Genomic DNA, 18,944 nt, shown 5'->3' on the forward strand with positions numbered 1-18,944 from the left:
ACCTCAAACAAGCTTTTTCGCCTCCGTCCGCGTATGCTCGTGATACTTGTTCTCGCGCAGCGTCCCGAACAGCTTCAGGCTTTCCAGATGCTCGCGCTGGGCGCGGTAGAACTCGTTGAGGAAAGTGAGTTCCTGGCCGGGCTTCACGGCCTCCTCGTAGCGGATCCTGCGGGTGATGGTTCGGACGATCTGGACGATCTCTTTGGTGTTGGACGTCTTCGTGGCGTCGCGAAGCACGTCCTCCAGGGTCTGGAGTTCATATTTGCCGTAGATATCGAGATGTTCCGGCAGGAATTCGAAGATTGCTTGCGACGATGCGGCGGCAGGGGCGGACAAGGCGAGGTCGGCGAGGAGCACCGAGCGCGGATTGTCGACGACAAGGGTGCCGGCGATGATGTCGCCGAGCCTTTGCCGGCGGCGATTGGTAAAGGGCACGACCACGACCACCAGAAGCCAGAGGCTGGTCAGACCGTTTTCCCAGGCAGACTGGGTGCCGACCGAGGCCAGCAGTCCCATGGGGGCAAAGATCTCCACCTCCTTCATGAGGTTGCGTGCGGTCACCTGATGCGGCGTGAGCCGCCGCCCGTCCATGTTGATGACGCGGATGCCGGTTATTCTTTTTCCGAGCGTGCGTCCGTTCCAGATCAGTTCCGAGAGAACGTAATAAGGGATCCCCACCAGATAGCCCAGCAGCACCGTCAGCATCGCCTCCGCGCTTGCAGGCAGCAGGCCGGTGTACAGGATCAAAAAAGCAATGATGCCAACGATGAGAACGGTGAAGATCATGTCGAGGAATTGCGCGCCGAAACGGGTTCCGAGCGAGGCAATGGCGAAATCGATCGGCACGCCCTCCGGCGGAATGAACTGCTCGACGCGCTTGCCGTCCTTGTCCGTTCGATTCATCGCGCCACCTCACGCGAAGCTTTGCCCTGGCGGCCTCCAAGCAGCAGCCAGCCGACCCAAAAGAGGCCCATCCCCCAGCCGATGGCGAGGCGCCAGGCCGGGTCCTGTATCAGCTGGCGCAGGAATCCTTCGATGAAGGCTGCGACGACGAGCATCAATGCCGCAAGCAGCGCGAGTTTCACGGCGTCATGCGCCTGGTGGCGCAAGGCCTCCTTGCGTGTTCGCGCGCCGGGCAAGAGAACGGCAAGGCCCAGTCTCGCGCCGCCCGAACAGGCAATGGCGATGGCCGCAAGCTCGGTCACGCCGTGGATCGAGAGCCAGGCGAAGACGTCATAACCAAGCCCCTTGCGCGCAAACATCGCGAAAAACGCGCCGAGGATCAGCCCATTGTAGAAGGTCAGCATGAAGCTCGGCACCGACACGAAGATGCCGAGCGTGAAGATGAGGATGACGATGGTGGTGTTGTGGGAAAACAGAAAGGCGGAAAATGCGGCGAGCCTGTCGCTGTCATGCCCTTCATCGCCGTAGATCGTGGAGCGCAGATAATCGGCCGATGCATCGGGGGTGCGCTGATCGGCGAGCTCCGGCGGCACGAAGGTATAGAACCAGCTCGGGTCGCTTACGCACAGCTTATACCCTGCGAGGGCGCCCAGAATGAGCGCCAGAAAGCCGATGAAGAGAGGCAGGGCCGAGCGGCGCACGGCCTGCGGAATACCCCGCAGCAGCAGGCGGGCGGTCAAGCCGCCGAGGCTTTCCTGCGGCGCATAGACGACGAGATAGGCCCGGGCGCAGAGGCTTTCCAGATAGGCGATGAGGGCGCGATCGAGAGAAATGTCGCGCGCCACGCTCAGCGAGTTCATCGCCTGCCTGTAGCCGGCCGCGAGGTTGCGAACCTCGTCATAGCCGAGCGCGGCAGCACCACCCTTCTCGGCGCGCGTCACGAGTTGGTCCAACTGACGCCAGTGCGCCTCGCGCTCCAGCCGGAAACGGGCCGAGCGGAGCGTATCGTTCTGGACGGCGCCGACATTCACCGTCGCGCCCGCATCTATTCTGCCGTCGATACCGATATCCATCATATCATCTCACGGGACTTGATTTCGATGTAGCGCGCAATGAGATCCGACGTCAGCGCCTCCGGCGTGCTGTCGAGGCAGAGTACGCCCATGCGCGCCAGCTTTTCCATCACCGCGCGCCTCTCGTTCAAAACCTGGCGCGCCGCAACCGAGCGGGCGACGGCATCGAGCGTCGTCTCCTCTGGTTCGATAAGCTTCGTCAGCACCGGGTCGCGCAGGGCGACATAGACGACGAAATGATGCCGGGCGAGCACCTGTATGTTCTCGATCATCAGCTCCGCCGTGATGGTATCGACGAAATCGGAGAATATCACAATGAGCGAACGCCGCTTCAGGCGCCCGGACAGATGGGTCAGCCCCAGCGTGTGGTTGGTTTCCTGGGTTTCGTAGCGCAGCCCGGCGCACACCGTCTGCAGCCGCGGAAAGGCCGCACGCCCAGGCAGCGCCGGCACGAACAGACGGGGGCGGCTGTCGAAGCTGTAGAAACCGACGAGATCTCCGGCAAGGCCCGCGCCCCAACACATGGCAAGTGCGGCATTGATGGCGCGATCGAGCTTGGTGAAACCGGCGAGCTGCTCGGCCATCAGCCGCCCGGAATCGACGCATAGGATGATCTGGTGGTTTCGCTCGGCTCTCATTTCACGCACGACGAGGCTGCGCATGCGCGCCGACCGCTTCCAATCGATGCTGCGCGGGTCCATGCCGCTCGTAAATTCCCGCAGCTGATGGAACTCCGATCCCTCGCCACGCAAGCGCAAATCCTTCTGGCCGGCCTCCAGCGGCAGGATCTGGGTCTTGATCGCTCCTGAAAGCACGGGCGATATATCAGGCTGAACGGCGATTTCCTTACCGACCGGCATGCGCGCAATCAATTCGAGCAGCTTCAATCGCGACGGCCACTTCAGCCACAGCTCGTTGACCGCAAACTGTCCGCGCCGTTTCAGATGCAGGTCCAGAGAGACCTTGAGAAGTTTCTCTCCCGCGTCCGGTGCCGGCTCCAGCCATCTGGTTTCGCCGATGACCAGTTCGGGCGCGAGATCGACCCGGATCTCGATTTTCTGGGGCAGCGCGCCCTTCTGCGGCCGGATGCCGGCGGTGAATGCGGTGGTATGGCCGACGAAACCTTGCGGCGGCAGATCGACATTGACCGCCATCCGGCCGGAGAGGTTCGATAGGACCAGATCGGCGACCGTTAACATTGCAAGGGCAAGCCATACGAGCAGCAGCGGGAAGGTCATGTCGCGCCACCAGACGCTGGCGAAGACCGTCACCGCGGCACAGATCAGAACGAGCGCGATCAGATATGGGGATGGCCGCATTTAACGGGGCGCATCCACGCGGTTCTTGATGTTGCGCAGCACTTCGTCCGGCGTGCGGCCATCGATTTCCGCCGAAGGCGAGAGCACGATGCGGTGACGCAATGCCGGGACCAGCAGAGCCTGAACATCATCCGGCAAGCCGTAATCGCGCCCCTCGAACGCCGCGCGCACGCGCACGGCCGAGGCGAGGGCGTCGGCTGCGCGAGTGGATGCGCCGTAAAGAATATCGGGATCGGAACGCGTGGCGCGCACGAGATCGACGACATAGGTCAGGATCGTCTTGTCGAGATGGATGGAATCGATCAGCGCTCGCCCGGCGGCGAGTGCCTCGCTCGTAACAAGCGGACGGATGCCGGCATTGCGCACATCCGATTTCAGCGCCTGGTCCGCATGTCGGGAGAGGATTGCGATTTCCGTGTCTCGGTCGGGAAAATCGACGATAAGCTTGAAGAGAAAGCGGTCGAGCTGCGCTTCCGGCAGAGGGTACGTGCCCTGCTGCTCGATCGGGTTCTGCGTGGCGAGTACGAAGAAATCCGGTCCAAGCGAATAATCGGTTCCGTCGATCGTGATCATCCGCTCGTTCATCGCCTGCAGAAGGGCGGATTGCGTTTTCGGCGGAGCGCGGTTGATTTCGTCGGCCAGAAGAATGTCGGTAAAGACCGGCCCCTTGGTCAGGTGGAACTGATTGGTTTGGAAATTGAAGAGATTGACGCCCAGGACATCGCCAGGCATCAGGTCGGGCGTGAACTGGATGCGCCGGTATTGCAGCGCCATCGCGGCGGAAACGGAGCGGGCGAGCAGGGTCTTGGCCGTGCCCGGAGGGCCTTCGACGAGGCAGTGCCCGCCGGCAAAGATCGAGATCAGGACGAGATCGATGATCGCATCCTGCCCCTGCACCGCTTTGCCGATTTCACCGCGAACAGCAGCGATAAGATTGCGAAATTCACCTAGATCCAAGGTCCATGCTCCCCAGCGATTTTCTGAATGTCTCGAGATTGCGGTGCAGGTTCGCCCGCGTCATCAGATGTCCGCGTTCGATCAGCGCCTGCGCCGACGTATGCAATGCCCGCGCCGCCGCCTGATCGCGGCGCGCCAGGCGCTGAAACAGCCGATCTATGCCCGCCTGATTTCCGGCCCCCGGGCCAAAGAGCAGTTGCGCCTTGTCGGCAAGCAGATGGAGAACGAACTGCTCGGTCATCCGCCCGTCATTGCCGGACAGGCGCAGCAGACGCGCCGTGGCTTCGATCGCGGTCGTTTTCGACATTTCGGTGTTTGCGGATGCCTCCGGCAAAGCCGGCCCGAAACGATAGGCGCCGCGCCAGAAGCAGATCGCCGCCACGGCGAGCAGCGTTCCCCAGATCAGCGATAGGGGATAGGCGAAAAACCGCTTGAGATCGGAGGCGGAGCGCTCATAGGTGCGACCCTCGTCAATCCGCTCCTCGTCATCCAGGGGCCGCCCGGCCGTATCCAGATAGACCGGCCGTGTCTCGGCCGCTCCACGCAGCACAGTGACGAGCGACACGGCGAAGGAGGCATTGTCGGCCAAGGCCAGGCCGTGATTGTTCAAGAGATCCGGATCAGACAGCAGGTAGACGTTGGGCTTGTCCTCGCAACGCACGAGCAGCGCACCCAGCGGCATGCCGACGATCTCTTCGCAGCCCTCAGGCATGCTCGAGCGCTCGAAGGCCTGGGCGTGATAGAGGGCGATCTTGCTCGGCTGGCCCGGTTTCAGGTCCAGCTGCGCCTCTTCGAAACCCGTCTCGCTGCGGGCGAAGCCGAAATCCGAATAACCGATCTTTTCCAATTCGCGGCCGATATCGACGAGATCGACCAGTCCCGATTTGCTGGCGACACCGTCCGTCGACACGTTGCCGCGCCATTTCGGCAAAATGATCAGCGTCGGCAGATCGTATCGGCTTGCCTCTTCGATGAGATTTTCCGGGCCTACATTACCCAGTTCCTCGTCGGTCTGCGGCGCAGCCGCCTCGCCTTGGCGTATCGACAAAGGAAGGATGCGCAGCGAGACTTCCGAATGCGCCTGGCTGACATGAGGGTCGGATCGGAGGACGGGTATGCCCTTGGCTTGCAGCCACAATTCCAGCCCCTTGTTGCCGAGGGGAGAGCGGTCGTAATCGCTGCCTCTGGACAGCGCGAAGATTGCCAGCGCCGCCAGCGCGAGCAGCAGTCCCAGAAACAGAAGCGGGGTAGAGTTACGCATGGGCGGCCAGTCTGCCTGTCGAGAGCAAGCCGCGCGCGGTCGTGAGAAGGACGCCGAAATGGTTGTCCGCAAAGCTGCGGCCGCCATAATGCACGAGTTCCACCGCTGTCAGCAGGTTTTCGAGGCGATCGCGGTCAGGCAAGTTTGCCGGCAGGCGGGCGAAAACGGCGCGTTCCGTATCCGAGCGGAAAAGGCGCGTTCCCGTGATATCCGCCGCGTGAAGCAGGCAATGCCTGAGCAGCAGCACGAGCGCCTGCTTTCGATCCGCCATGGCGGCAATGCGTTCCAGGAAATCGCTCGTTCCTTCCGCAGCCTCTGCTGCCGACGTGCGCCAGCTTTCCGGCGCTTCTCCCCGCCGTTTGATCTCGCGCGGGGCCGATGACAGCAGCACGCCCCCATTGCCGAAACGCAGCCACAGCACGATGGCCACGATGAGACCGAAAAACACGATGACAACGGCCAAAGGACCGCTGATGACCGGCTCTCGCGGGATCGTCAGCGGCCTGCGCGGGGGTGGTGACGACGTCGTATTCGATGCCGGCTCGGTCTTTTCAGAGGCGTCGCCATAGACGAGCCCGCAGCGCAGGCCATTCTGCAAGCACTGCGAGGCATATTCGGCTCCGGCGGCGCTCCTTTGACGATCGCCGCCTTCGACCTGCTGACTGCTGACCTGCGCTTGCGCAGGCGAAAATTGCGCCCATGCGGCCAGAAATAGCGCCGCCAGCAGGCCGACGTTGCGAATGGTCATGCTCTAGGCAAAGACCTCTGCTCTGACTTCCGGGCGCAGCGGATCCGCGCCGAACTTGTTCGGACCCTGCGTGCCCGGAAGTACATCGATCACGAAAATCGCAATAAGCGAAATGAAAATAGCAAAAGGAATGATCCACGCGACGATAAGTCCGAGATACCACCAACCGGAAATGTTGCGATCATGAAAGCGGCGAACCTGAAGGGCTATCTGTGGCAGAATGAATGCGAGTGAAATCAATCCTCCGATTATCGAGAAAGGGTTGGACGTTGACGAAGCGCTGTTCGGCGTCAGCAACAAGCTCAAAATCCAAAGTGCGACCCCTATCCCCCAACTGAACAACTGAAACCACCAATATTCCGAGCGAGATGCCCTGCCGGAGAAGGTGACGTATTTCTGCGTTAGAACCGTCCGAACAGCTTCAGTAAACCCCATACCCATGCCCCATCTATGCTTGCTGCAAGCGCGCCGACGACTCACCATCGTCTCGCCACGACAGTCGTGCCGGATAGAAAACAGCTACAATTTAAGCGCAAAAATTGCAATAAGCGGTTATCGAAGCTCAGAATTTAGAGCTGCTTATTAGTTAAGGCGTTTCGTCATTACGCCCTTACGTCCATTCGAGGTTTTAGTGCGTCCGGACGGCCAAAACGACCGACGTGGAAAACGCCTGGAGTATTGCTCATTTTCTCCGATAGAGGAAATACCGCCCTTCCTTGATCCCTTCAGGCAGCGGCAATGCCACCAGCTCGGCATGCTCAAGCGGCAGGCCGCTGACGGCGATGCCGTTGCGGGCGAGCACGCCGGCCATCAGTTGCGGCAGCCAAGTCAGCGTCACGGCATCGATTTCGTCATGCCCCGTGCCGATATCGGCATGGGCGAGTGCAGCGCCGGTGCCGACGAAGGCCTGGCCGGATTCGCGGATATTTCCGGTCACCATGTCTTCCGGCGCCGGTGTCGAGGCCGAATAGGAGCGGACTTCCCAGTCGAAGGCGACGATGCGCCGGCCGGGAAATTTCTCGCGCAGGTGGTCGTAGGTGCGGCCGTTGCCGAGGCCGAACTCCAGCACCGGGCCTTCGATGTCTTCTACCAGATCGATAATCGCGTTCAGAATATCGCGTTGAGCCGTCAACCGGCGAATGAAGCTGTCGAGGCGGCTCATCTATTCCGTATCCGTCATGAAAATACTCCGTGGTGCTTACACATGAAACCTTGCCAAGTCGATTGCCGTAAATGGGAATTGGCGTTGCAGTGGCAACATGGGTCTGTGCTAAGCTGAACGACATGACAACTATGACCGACGAAGATTTCTTTGCCGCCATGCCGCTCTTCAGCGCGTTCGAGGGCGTGACCGATGCCGCCAATTACAGGCCGCTTCCGGATGGATGGGTGCTGGCGCTCGCCGACATCGTCGGCTCGACGCAGGCGATCGCCGGCGGCCGATACAAGGACGTCAATATGGCCGGCGCCAGCGTCATCTCGGCCGTATTGAATCCCGTCGGCAAGCGCGACTATCCGTTCGTCTTCGGCGGCGACGGCGCGCTGATCGCACTGCCTGGTTCGCTGGAGAAGACGGCGCGCAAGGCGCTCGCCGCCGTACAGGTCTGGGTCGAGGAGGATCTGGGCCTGACGTTGCGCATCGCCATCGTTCCCGTGGCCGATACCCGTGCGCAGGGTCTCGACGTTCGCGTCGCGCGTTATTCCGCAAGCCCCCACGTCACCTATGCGATGTTCTGGGGCGGCGGCACGAGCTGGGCCGAAAGACAGATGAAGCTCGGCCATTACGGCGTCGAGCGCGCGGAACCCGGAACGCGGCCCGATCTGACCGGGCTTTCCTGCCGCTGGAGCCCGATCGATGCGCGCAACGGCGAGATCGTCTCGATCATCGCCGTGCCCGGCGAAGGCCGGCCGGGACAGGAATTCCGCGATCTCGTCAACGGCATCGTCGCCATCACCACCGAGCAGAACCGCGACAGCCATCCCGTGCCGGCGGACGGGCCGGATCTTGCCTTCTCGCTGCACGGCATCAATCGTGAGGCCAAAGCCACTGCGCCGGCCGGCCGGCGGCTGCGGCAGAAGTTCATCATCTTCCTGCAGCTCGCCATTACCGTGGTGTGCTTCAGGCTCGGCATCCCGCTCGGCCGCTTCGATGCACGCCGCTACAAGGGTGACGTCGCCGGCAATTCCGATTTCCGCAAATTCGACGACGGGCTGAAAATGACCGTTGACGTCGACGCCGCACACCTCAATCGGATCGAGGCGCTGCTCGAAGAGGCGCGGGCGAAAGGCGTTGCCCGCTACGGCCTGCACCGGCAGTCCTCGGCGCTGATGACCTGCTTCGTGCCGACGCCGATTTCACGCGACCACATGCATTTCATCGACGGTGCAGCCGGCGGCTATGCCGTAGCCGCCAGCCGGATGACCGGCAAGTCGCTTTCGATAGCACCGCTGTAACATAGATCGTGGCGCCACCTGCAATGCGCGGAAGCTTATTTTTCATAATGAAATCGGCACTGGATGATTTCCAACTGCTGGCTGGAACCCTTGCCTGTTACACAATATACAAGCCGATGCTCTCCGAGGATGCGCCGCGACCAAAATCCGGATAGATCGCCCTTCAGCGGCTCTGGCTTGCCAAGACCTTTAAAAGGCGACCTCTTTGCATCCCTGAGCAATTCATTGATTTTCTCGACCATCTTCCGGTCGGTTTTCTGCCAGTATTCGTATTCTTCCCAGGAAATCGGGGTCCATAGCAGCTTCATGTCAGCGAGTTGGGTCGCTCTCTATCACTCGGCCCTCACGAAGCTGTCCAATACTTTCGCGCAGCCGGGTAGCATTCACAGGCGTCGAGAGCAGGTGCAGCGTTTCTTGCATACTCTCGTACTCGCTTTCGGCAATTAAGACCATTGCTTCAGAACCTTGACGGGTTACGAGCAGAGGAGCCCGAGAAGACAGGACCTGATCAAAATAGGTCGCGATGTTCTGCCGGAACTCCGTCAAACGAACGTGTGCCATCGAGCATTCTTTCTCAATTAACGAATGTACGGATATATGTACATATTTCTTGAAAAGTCAAATACGCGGTCACCTTTCGACTACGCCTTGATGACGTGATCGGCCGAGAGGCCGAGCCGGTTGAAAACGTTGCGCGTGTCGATGATGAGCGAAGCAGTCTTCGAAAGCGCCGCATAATCGACCTTGTCATGGTCGGTCGCGACCAGCACCGCATCGTAACCGCCTATCGCCTCCGGCGTCAGCGCCACCGATCTGCGGCCCTTCAGCGCCTGATGTTCGCGCGTCGGCGGGATCTCGGCCACGAAGGGATCGTGATAATCCGCGCGGCCGCCGCGTTCCTCGATGATCTCGATCAGCCGCAGCGACGGGCTTTCTCTTATATCGGCGACGTTCTTCTTGTAGGCGAGCCCGAGCACCAGCACCTTGCTGCGGCTCAGGGCCTTGCCGGCGCGGATGTCGAGCGCTTCGGCGAGCTTGCCGACGACATAGCGCGGCATCGCCGAATTGATCTCGCCGGCGAGCTCGATAAAGCGGGTCGGCAGCTCGTATTCGCGCGATTTCCAGGTGAGATAGAAGGGATCGATCGGGATGCAGTGGCCGCCGAGGCCGGGGCCTGGATAGAAGGGCATATAGCCGAAGGGCTTGGTCTTGGCCGCGTCGATCACTTCCCAGACATCGATGCCCATGGCCGCATAGACGGTCTTCAGCTCGTTGACGAGGGCGATATTGACCGAACGGAAGATGTTTTCGGTCAGCTTCACCGCCTCGGCCGTCGCATTCGAGGAGACCGGCACGACGGTCGAGACCGCAGCACCGTAAAAAGCCTTCATCAGCGCCAGCGCCTGCGCACCGTCGCCGGCGACGACCTTCGGTATCGTGGCGGTGTGATAGTACTGGTTGCCGGGATCCTCGCGCTCGGGCGAGAAGCCGACGAAGAAGTCCGAGCCGGATTTCAGGCCAGTGGCTTCGAGAATGACCTTGACCACGTCATCGGTCGTGCCGGGATAGGTGGTCGATTCCAATGCGATGAGCTGACCGGGGCGCAGATGCGCGGCGATCGAGCGCGACGTCGCCTCGATGAAGGAAAGGTCGGGATCGCGATGTTTGGTGAGCGGCGTCGGCACGCAGATGATGATGACGTCGCAGGCGGCAAGACCGGCGAAATCAGTGGTCGCCTGGAAGCGGCCCGCATCGATCTCGGCGGTAAGCGCCTCATTGCTGACAGCATCGATATAGGAGCGGCGGGCATCGAGAGCCACCATCTTGGAAGGGTCGATGTCGAAGCCGATCACTGCAAAACCGCTGCGCGCCACAGCCATCGCCAGCGGCAGGCCGACATAGCCGAGCCCGATGATGCCGGCGCGCGCCGCGCGAGTTTCGATCTTCTGCAAAAGCGTATCGAAGGTGGAGGTGGCCAAGGCGGGATCTTTCAAATGGGACATTCAGGAGGCTGATCTAATGCATGATCGCGGTGAATTAAACCCGGGGTCCTCTTCTCCCTGGCGGCATACCGCCGGTTGGCGACGAAGCCCCCTCTTCCAATCCGTTAGCCGGGCGTGGCGAAAATGCCCCGGCGCCGTCCTTTGCTGCAACTTTAAAGCACAAAAAAATCCGGCTCCCATTGTTTCGCATCTGCAGCATCCCTATTTTGACTTTTGATAATAAACCGCCATGAAAGGACTGCCCGTCCGATCTCCGACCGGGGAGCTGAGGGGTGCCGCTGCCGGGCTTCCGGCAGATCGTTGACACAATAATACCGCTCGTACATCCTGATTTCCTTATGCCCTGCGCATGAAAATGTGCCGGCAGAGGAATTTTTGGTTCTTGGGGATGGCGTGCTTTATGAGGATCATACCGAGAATGAGCACGATCGAATCCAGCGTGTCCTCCATCCTGTTGGACCGGGTCGCCGAATGGCTGACGAACTCTTCGCTGGCAGGTGACGATCTCGAAAACATCGTGCGCGGTTTCTGCGAGAGGATTGCTGCGGCGGGCCTGCCGATCGCGCGCGTCCATCTCAGTTTTTCGATGCTTCACCCGCTCTACGATGCCTTGAGCTTCACCTGGCGGCGCGCCAGCGGCGTCACCATCGAAGGCTTCCGCATGCCCGCCGGCCAGAAGCCGGATCGTTTCCTGCAGAGCCCCTATTATTATCTGCTCGACAACAACCTGCAGCACATTCGCCGCCGGCTGATGCAGGAGGGGCCGAATGAATTCCCGATCTTCGAGGATCTGCGCAAGGACGCAATCACCGACTACCTCGCCTTCGTGCAGCCTTTCGGCGACGGTTCGGTGCAGGGCATGATGGGCTCCTGGTCGACGGACCACCACAACGGCTTTTCCGACGACATGATCGACGCGTTGCTGCGGATGCAGGACCATTTGGCGGTCGCTGCCAAAATGGCGGTGCTTGGCAAGCTCGCCAACAACATGCTGACCACCTATCTCGGCGGCGACGCCGGCAAGCGGGTGCTGAACGGCCAGATCCGCCGCGGCGACGGCGAGACGATCCGCGCGGCCCTGGTCATGGGCGACATGCGCGAATCCACCATGTATGCCGAAAAGGAAGGCAGGCAGGCCTATATCGACACGCTGAACCAGTTCTTCGACGCGATTGCCGCCCCCTTCAACCGCAATGGCGGCGAGATTTTGAGCTTCCTCGGCGACGGCTTCCTCGCCGTCTATCCCTGCGGACGCCATAAGGACCCTTCCAAGATCGCCTGCGAAGCGGCTCTTTCGGCCGTCCATCAGGCGCAGGCGCGGGTCGCCGAGCTCAACAGGGACCGCGAGCAGAAAGGCCTCTCCAGGATCGGCTACGGCATCGGGCTGCATGTCGGCAACGTCATGTTCGGCAATGTCGGGCTCAAGGACCGCCTGACCTTCTCCGCCTTCGGCTCGGCGGTCAACGAGGTCCAGCGCCTGCAGATCCTGACCAAGAAATACGGCCGCGAGGTCGTCGCCAGCCAGGCCTTCGCCGGCTATTGCGGCGGCGAATGGACGACGCTCGGCGAGGAAAAGCTCCGCGGCATCCGTCAGAAGGTGACGGTGCTGCAGCCACGCGCGCCGGCTCCCGAGATCAGCGCCGACGAGAGCTTCCGCGAGGCCGGACAGAATGGACTTTCCGAAGCGGAGCAGGTCATTCTCCTGCATCGCGACGCCAAGAAACAGGTCGGCCGTACAACTATGGAGAAGTTCATCCAGTAAAAGCTGCAACTCCTGCCAAATGAGCGCGCTCCGCCCCGGGAACTTCGGCGGAACGCGGCGGTTTCCCCTGCGATTGTCATCAACTAGACACCCCGTTTGCGGTACGATAGTGTGCCTTAACGGGAACATAGAAGACTGGGGAATTTCATTGGTATGGCGTCTGCTGCCGATCTGTTGCGTATTGAGAACCTCGACGTCTCCTTCTCGGTTTTCGGCGACCGGCTCCGTGTCGTAAAGGAAGCCAATCTCCGCATCCTTCCGGGTAAGGTTACCGCTCTCGTCGGCGAATCCGGCTCCGGCAAATCGGTGATCAGCCAGGCCGTCATGGGCATCCTGCCCAATCCGGCCAAGGCCTCCGGCCGTATCCTCTTCACCGACCCGCTCGACGGCAGCGCGACCGATATCCTGTCGCTGCCGCGCGACAGCGAAGAGATGCGCGATCTGCGCGGCCGGCGCATGGCGACGATCTTCCAGGAGCCGATGACCTCGCTCTCGCCGCTGCATACGGTCGGCAACCAGATCAGCGAAGCGCTGCTGATCCATACGGAGGTCGACAAGGAAGAAGCGCACGACAGGACCGAGGAGATGCTCGGCCTCGTCGGTTTCTCCAATCCGCACCGTACCTACGACATGTATCCGTTCGAACTGTCGGGCGGCATGCGCCAACGCGCGATGATCGCCATGGCGCTGATCTGCAAGCCGGCGCTCCTGATCGCGGACGAGCCGACGACGGCGCTCGACGTGACGATCCAGGCGCAGATCCTCGAGCTGTTGCGCGACCTGCAATCCAAGCTCGGCATGGCGATGCTGCTCATCACCCACGATCTCGGCATCGTCGCCAACATGGCCGACGAGGTGGTCGTCATCTATCACGGCGAGATCATGGAGGCTGGGCCGGTCGACGCCATCTTCCGCAATCCGCAGCACCCCTATCTCAAGGGCCTGATGGCCGCCGTACCGCATTTCGACATGAAGCCCGGCGAACGCCTGAAGGCGCTGCGCGACGTGCCGGTGAATCTCGAGACTCTCGTCGGCAAGAAGAAACCCGTCCAGGCGGAAGCGCCCGGCGTGCTGCTTTCGGTCGCCAATCTTTCCAAGACCTACAAGACGCGCAAGCGCAGTTTCCTCGGCAGGCAGGAAGCCACCGTCGTGCACGCGGTCGACGATGTCAGCTTCGACATCCGCCGCGGCGAATGTCTCGGGCTGGTCGGCGAATCCGGCTGCGGCAAGACGACGCTCAGCAAGATCCTGATGCGCGCGGTCACGCCGGATACCGGCGCGGTGGTATTCAACGACGGCAAGGATGTGATCGACGTCCTCTCCGTCAAGGGTGCGGAACTCCAGGACATGCGCACCAAGATCCAGATGGTCTTCCAGGATCCGGTCTCCTCGCTCTCGCCGCGCATGACGGTGCGCAACATCCTGAGCGAACCTCTCGAAATCCACGACCGCGGCGACAGCGACGAGCGCAAGCGCAAGGTCGAGGGACTGATGGGAGCGATCGGCCTCGACAAGCGTTATCTCAGCCGCTACCCGCACAGTTTCTCGGGTGGCCAGCGCCAGCGCATCGGCATCGCGCGCGCACTGGCGCTGGGCCCGAAGCTCGTCATTCTCGATGAGCCGGTCTCGGCCCTCGACGTCTCGGTTCAGGCGCAGATCCTCAACTTGCTGAAGGACCTGCAGAAAGAGCTGGGGCTTACCTATCTCTTCATTTCGCACAACCTCGCCGTGGTCGATTATATGGCCGACCGCATCGCTGTCATGTGCAAGGGCCGCATCGTCGAGATCGCGCCGCGCGAAATCATCCTGCGCGATCCGGTGCATCCCTATACGAAATCGCTGCTCGCCGCCGTGCCCTTCCCCGATCTCGACCGGCCGCTCGATTTCAAGGCGCTCCGGGAAAACGGCGCCGCCGACAAGCAGAATTGGGGCAAGACGTTCACCGCCGAGCATGATGACGCCGCCGAACTCGCCTATGCCGACCTTGGCGACGGCCATCTGGTGCGCGCCCGCAAGGGCGCCGATATCAGGGAGTTGCGCTGATGGTGACGCGTCGCACCTTCCTCGGCGGCCTCGTCGGTGCGGCAATCGCACCTGCCGTGCTTCGCGCCGAGCAGATCGGCGAGCCGGAATTCCTGAAGGAGCGGCTCGCCGCCGGCGGCCTGCCTCCGATGGCCGAGCGCATTCCGCTGCGCCCGCGTGTCGTCAACCTGACGGAGATGGGACTTGCCCCCGGCGCCTATGGCGGCACGGTGCGCACCATCATCGGTAGTCAGCGCGACATCCGCTTCATGACGATCTACGGCTATTCCCGCCTGATCGGCTATGACAAGCACCTGCAATTCCAGCCTGATATCCTCGCCGATTTCCGGTCCGAGGACGACACGGTCTTCACCTTCACACTTCGCGAGGGCCATAAATGGTCCGACGGAGAACCGTTCACGGCCGACGATTTCCGCTACTGGTGGGAAGACGTCATCCTGAATGACAAGCTGACTCCCGGCGGCGGTGCGCTGGAGTTGCGCCCGCACGGCAACCTGCCGCGCTTCGAGATGCTCGATCCGCTGACCGTGCGCTATAGCTGGGAAAAGCCCAACCCGATGTTCCTGCCGAGCCTGGCGGGCCCGCAACCGCTCGTCATCTTCGGACCGGGGCATTACCTCAAGCAGTTTCACAAGAAGTTCCAGCCGGACGAGGCGAAGATGGAACAGATGATGAAGACCTACCGCGTCAAGAAGTGGCAGGATCTGCACATCAAGATGGCGCGCTCCTACCGCCCCGAAAATCCGAACCTGCCGACGCTGGATCCCTGGCGCAATACGACGGCGCTGCCGGCCGAACAATTCGTCTTCGAGCGCAATCCCTTCTTCCACCGCGTCGACGAGAACGGCAGGCAGCTTCCCTATCTCGACCGTTTCGTTCTCAACGTTTCTTCTTCGTCGATCATCGCCGCCAAGGCCGGTGCGGGAGAAGCCGACCTGCAGGCGACAGGGATCGATTTCAACGATTACACCTTCCTGAAGGAGGCGGAGAAGCGCTTCCCCGTCAAGGTCGACCTCTGGAAGCTCGCGCGCGGTTCGCGCATCACCTTGCTGCCGAACCTCAACTGCGCCGACGAAGTGTGGCGTGGCCTCTTCCGCGACGTGCGCATGCGGCGCGCTTTGTCTCTGGCGATCGATCGGCATGAGATCAACATGGTCGCGTTCTATGGTCTCGGCACACCGAGCGCCGATACCGTCCTGCCCGACAGCCCGCTCTTCAAGCAGGAATATGCCGACGCCTATGTGAAGTTCGATCAGGAGGAGGCTAACCGGCTGCTCGACGAACTCGGCCTGACCAGGCGCGGCGATGACGGCATCCGGCTGCTGCCCGACGGGCGGCGCGCCGAGATCACCGTCGAAACCGCCGGCGAGAGCAATCTCGATACCGACGTGCTGGAGCTCGTGCACGATCACTGGGCCAATGTCGGCCTGGCGCTCTATACTCGCACCTCGCAGCGCGACGTCTTCCGCAACCGCGCCATGAGCGGCACGATCATGATGTCGATCTGGTATGGCCTCGACAACGGCGTGCCGACCGCCGACATGTCGCCCTCCGGGCTCGCGCCGACGCTCGACGATCAGCTGCAATGGCCGCTCTGGGGCATGCATTACCTCTCCGCGGGCCAGGAAGGCGCAGCACCCGATCTGCCGGAGGCGGCCGAACTGGTCGATCTTCTCAAGCAATGGGGCTCGACGGCGAAATTCGAGGAGCGCCAGGTGATCTGGCACAAGATGCTGTCGCTCTATACGCAGCAGGTGTTCTCGATCGGCCTGATCAACAGCACGCTGCAGCCGATCCTTCGCGCCGCCAAGCTGCAGAACCTGCCGGCGAAAGCGCTCTACGGCTTCGATCCCACCTCCTATCTCGGCGTCTACATGCCCGATGCATTCTGGTACAAGGAGGCCTGAGGCGTGCTCAGATACATTCTCTGGCGCATCGCCGCCATGGTGCCGACGCTCTTCGTCATTTCGGCGCTGGTTTTCACCATCATCGAGCTGCCGCCCGGCGACTTCTTCGAGAGCCAGATCGCCGAGCTGCGCGCCTCCGGCGAGACCGCCAACCTCCAGGAAATCGAGGAGATGCGCCAGCAATACGGCTTCGACAAGCCGGAGATCGTGCGCTATTTCTACTGGGTCGGCGGCATGCTGCACGGCGATTTCGGCTATTCCTTCGAATATCAGCTGCCGGTTTCCGACGTCGTCGGCGATCGCCTGTGGTTGACCATCCTGGTCTCCTTCACGACGATCCTGCTCACCTGGCTGATCGCCTTTCCAATCGGCATCTATTCGGCCACGCATCAGTATAGCTGGGGCGATTACGGGCTGACTTTCTTCGGGCTGCTCGGCATCGCCATTCCGAACTTCATGCTGGCGCTGATCCTGATGTATTTCGCCAATGTCTGGTTCGGGCTCTCGATCGGCCACCTGATGGACCAGCAATATCTCAACGCGCCGATGAGCTGGGAAAAAGCGAAGTCGATCCTCGCCCATCTCTGGATTCCTGTCATCATCGTCGGCACCGCCGGAACGGCCGGCATGATCCGGCGGCTGCGCGCCAACCTGCTCGACGAGATGCAGAAGCAGTATGTGACGACCGCCCGCGCCAAGGGCCTGCATCCAATGCGGGCGCTGGTCAAATATCCGCTGCGCATGGCGCTCAACTTCTTCGTCGCCGATATCGGCTCGATCCTGCCGTCGATCATTTCGGGCGCCGAGATCGTCGCCATCGTGCTGTCGCTGGAGACGACGGGCCCGATGCTCATCAAGGCGCTGCAGAGCCAGGATATGTATCTCGCCGGCTCTTTCCTGATGTTCCTCGCGTTCCTCAACGTCATCGGCGTGCTGATCTCGGACATCGCGCTCGGCTTCCTTGATCCCCGCATCCGTCTGCAAGGCAGGAGCACCAAATAATGTCGCCCCTTCCCGCACCCGGCGCGCCGCTGCCTCACTACGTCTCGACCGCGCCTTTCGATCCGCACGCGACCGAAAGCATGACGGCGGCGCAATCGCGCATCCATCTCGCCTCGCAGAAGCGGCTGATGTGGTGGAAGTTCAAGCAGCACAAGCTGGCCTTGATCTCCGGCATCTTTCTCGCCGTCGTTTATCTGATGATCCTGATCGTCGAGTTCCTGGCGCCCTACGGCCTGCATACACGCAACGTCGATTTCATTCATGCGCCGCCGCAGCGCGTCCATTTCTTCGACAAGGGCAGCTTCGTCGGTCCCTTCGTCTATGGCCGCAGCATGACGCTCGATCTCGACACGCTGCATCGCGTCTATACCGACCGGCCGAACGACGTGCAGCCGATCCGCTTCTTCTGCCGTGGCGATTCCTATAAATTCTGGGGCCTCGTCACCTCGAACTATCACCTCGTCTGCCCGGCGATCGGCGGCCAGATGTTCCTGCTCGGCACCGACCGGCTCGGCCGTGACGTCCTCTCGCGCATCCTCTACGGCGCGCGGATTTCGCTGACGATCGGCCTCATCGGCATTGCGATCAGCTTCGTGCTCGGCATCGTCATCGGCGGCCTTGCCGGTTATTGGGGCGGAATTTTCGATCTCATCGTCCAGCGCCTGATCGAGGTGCTGCAGTCGCTGCCGAGCCTGCCGCTGTGGATGGCGCTGGCCGCCATCATGCCGGTGACATGGAGTCCCATCGTCATCTATTTCGGCATAACGGTCATCCTCGGGATCATCGACTGGACGGGTCTTGCCCGCGCCGTGCGTTCCAAGCTGCTGGCACTGCGCGAGGAGGATTACGTGCAGGCCGCACAGCTGATGGGCGCCAGCACGCCGCGCATCATCGGCCGGCATCTGGTGCCGGGTTTCATGTCGCATCTCATTGCTTCGGCGACGATTTCGATCCCCGGCATGATTCTCGGCGAGACTGCGCTGTCCTTCCTCGGCCTCGGTCTTCGCCCACCGATCACCAGTTGGGGCATCCTGCTGACCGAAGCAAAAAGCGTCAGTGTCATCGCCTTCTATCCTTGGCTGCTCTTTCCGATCATTCCTGTTGTTCTTGTCATTTTGGCGTTCAACTTTCTGGGAGACGGCTTGCGTGATGCGGCAGATCCCTACAAATAGCGGAACGCTCGGCGGCGCCTTCCGGCACCGCCCCCGCCTCGTGGCCTCCGGACGGCGGGGGTGCTAACTATGTTGTTCACCCCAGAGGGAACGCCTATGGCCAGACGTCTCGAAGATGCGCGCATCCTCATGTACAGCCACGACACCTTCGGGCTCGGTCACCTGCGCCGCTGTCGCACCATCGCCCACGCGCTGGTGGAGGATTATCGCGGTCTCAATATCCTGATCATTTCGGGTGCCACGATCGCCGGCGCCTTCGACTACCGCGCCCGCGTCGACTTCGTGAAGATCCCGAGCGTCATCAAGCTGCGCAACGGCGAATATACGTCGCTCGCCAGCC

At 61.6% G+C, this 18,944-nt stretch carries 17 protein-coding genes and 1 pseudogene; 7 read left to right on the forward strand and 11 right to left on the reverse strand.

What is annotated here, in order from left to right:
- Window positions 1–3 precede the first annotated feature (3 nt).
- The 8 genes from ATY76_RS18760 to ATY76_RS18795 all read right to left on the reverse strand — a co-directional run bounded on the left by ATY76_RS18760 (window position 4) and on the right by ATY76_RS18795 (window position 7,423).
- Window positions 4–903, reverse strand: a complete 900-nt coding sequence (locus ATY76_RS18760) for an RDD family protein (protein WP_088676253.1) — start codon at window positions 901–903, stop codon at window positions 4–6.
- Window positions 900–1,976, reverse strand: a complete 1,077-nt coding sequence (locus ATY76_RS18765) for a stage II sporulation protein M (protein WP_088676254.1) — start codon at window positions 1,974–1,976, stop codon at window positions 900–902. Before ATY76_RS18765 ends, ATY76_RS18760 begins: the two co-directional genes overlap by 4 nt.
- A complete protein-coding gene (locus ATY76_RS18770; RefSeq protein WP_088676255.1) occupies window positions 1,976–3,295 on the reverse strand; it encodes a DUF58 domain-containing protein in 1,320 nt (439 codons plus the stop codon). Before ATY76_RS18770 ends, ATY76_RS18765 begins: the two co-directional genes overlap by 1 nt.
- Complete coding sequence (locus ATY76_RS18775; RefSeq protein ID WP_088676256.1) at window positions 3,296–4,252, reverse strand: MoxR family ATPase; 957 nt, start codon at window positions 4,250–4,252, stop codon at window positions 3,296–3,298.
- On the reverse strand, window positions 4,239–5,513 hold the full coding sequence (locus ATY76_RS18780) for a hypothetical protein (protein ID WP_088676257.1): 1,275 nt from the start codon (window positions 5,511–5,513) through the stop codon (window positions 4,239–4,241). Before ATY76_RS18780 ends, ATY76_RS18775 begins: the two co-directional genes overlap by 14 nt.
- Window positions 5,506–6,261: a hypothetical protein gene (locus tag ATY76_RS18785; RefSeq protein WP_088676258.1), complete on the reverse strand. Its 756-nt coding sequence runs from the start codon at window positions 6,259–6,261 to the stop codon at window positions 5,506–5,508. Before ATY76_RS18785 ends, ATY76_RS18780 begins: the two co-directional genes overlap by 8 nt.
- Before the next feature lie 3 nt (window positions 6,262–6,264).
- Window positions 6,265–6,696: a DUF805 domain-containing protein gene (locus ATY76_RS18790; protein ID WP_088676271.1), complete on the reverse strand. Its 432-nt coding sequence runs from the start codon at window positions 6,694–6,696 to the stop codon at window positions 6,265–6,267.
- Between the two features lie 247 nt (window positions 6,697–6,943).
- Complete coding sequence (locus ATY76_RS18795) at window positions 6,944–7,423, reverse strand: class I SAM-dependent methyltransferase (RefSeq protein ID WP_088676259.1); 480 nt, start codon at window positions 7,421–7,423, stop codon at window positions 6,944–6,946.
- A gap of 122 nt (window positions 7,424–7,545) precedes the next feature.
- On the opposite strand from ATY76_RS18795, the gene ATY76_RS18800 reads away from it, so the two are divergent.
- Window positions 7,546–8,715 (forward strand): DUF3095 domain-containing protein, encoded by a 1,170-nt coding sequence (locus tag ATY76_RS18800; protein WP_088676260.1) that lies wholly within the window; start codon window positions 7,546–7,548, stop codon window positions 8,713–8,715.
- A gap of 35 nt (window positions 8,716–8,750) precedes the next feature.
- Here ATY76_RS18800 and ATY76_RS18805 read toward each other — a convergent pair whose 3' ends face one another.
- The 3 genes from ATY76_RS18805 to ATY76_RS18815 form a co-directional block, all read right to left on the reverse strand.
- Window positions 8,751–9,023 carry a Txe/YoeB family addiction module toxin gene (locus ATY76_RS18805; protein ID WP_088676261.1) on the reverse strand — a complete coding sequence of 91 codons (273 nt, stop codon included), beginning with the start codon at window positions 9,021–9,023 and terminating at the stop codon, window positions 8,751–8,753.
- 1 nt (window position 9,024) lies between these two features.
- Window positions 9,025–9,276, reverse strand: a complete 252-nt coding sequence (locus tag ATY76_RS18810) for a type II toxin-antitoxin system prevent-host-death family antitoxin (RefSeq protein WP_088676262.1) — start codon at window positions 9,274–9,276, stop codon at window positions 9,025–9,027.
- Window positions 9,277–9,356: 80 nt separating this feature from the next.
- A complete protein-coding gene (locus tag ATY76_RS18815; protein WP_088676263.1) occupies window positions 9,357–10,694 on the reverse strand; it encodes a nucleotide sugar dehydrogenase in 1,338 nt (445 codons plus the stop codon).
- 442 nt (window positions 10,695–11,136) lie between these two features.
- Between ATY76_RS18815 and ATY76_RS18820 the strand changes: the two genes are divergently transcribed.
- The 6 genes and pseudogenes from ATY76_RS18820 to ATY76_RS18845 all read left to right on the forward strand — a co-directional run.
- Entirely contained in the window at window positions 11,137–12,480 is a 1,344-nt protein-coding gene (locus tag ATY76_RS18820) for an adenylate/guanylate cyclase domain-containing protein (RefSeq protein ID WP_088676264.1), read from the forward strand.
- Window positions 12,481–12,633: 153 nt separating this feature from the next.
- Window positions 12,634–14,523, forward strand: a complete 1,890-nt coding sequence (locus tag ATY76_RS18825) for an ABC transporter ATP-binding protein (protein WP_088676265.1) — start codon at window positions 12,634–12,636, stop codon at window positions 14,521–14,523.
- On the forward strand, window positions 14,523–16,430 hold the full coding sequence (locus ATY76_RS18830; RefSeq protein ID WP_088676266.1) for an ABC transporter substrate-binding protein: 1,908 nt from the start codon (window positions 14,523–14,525) through the stop codon (window positions 16,428–16,430). The genes ATY76_RS18825 and ATY76_RS18830 overlap by 1 nt, the downstream gene beginning before the upstream one ends.
- Window positions 16,431–16,433: 3 nt before the next feature.
- Window positions 16,434–17,432, forward strand: coding sequence for an ABC transporter permease (locus tag ATY76_RS18835; RefSeq protein ID WP_088676267.1), 999 nt, complete (start codon window positions 16,434–16,436; stop codon window positions 17,430–17,432).
- Window positions 17,432–18,604 carry an ABC transporter permease gene (locus ATY76_RS18840; RefSeq protein WP_190233693.1) on the forward strand — a complete coding sequence of 391 codons (1,173 nt, stop codon included), beginning with the start codon at window positions 17,432–17,434 and terminating at the stop codon, window positions 18,602–18,604. Before ATY76_RS18835 ends, ATY76_RS18840 begins: the two co-directional genes overlap by 1 nt.
- A gap of 96 nt (window positions 18,605–18,700) precedes the next feature.
- Window positions 18,701–18,944 (forward strand): annotated as a pseudogene (locus ATY76_RS18845) (hypothetical protein); the annotation flags it as partial.

Origin of the sequence: Rhizobium sp. R339 (genome assembly GCF_002211395.1) — a bacterium.
In the GTDB taxonomy this organism is placed as follows: domain Bacteria; phylum Pseudomonadota; class Alphaproteobacteria; order Rhizobiales; family Rhizobiaceae; genus Rhizobium.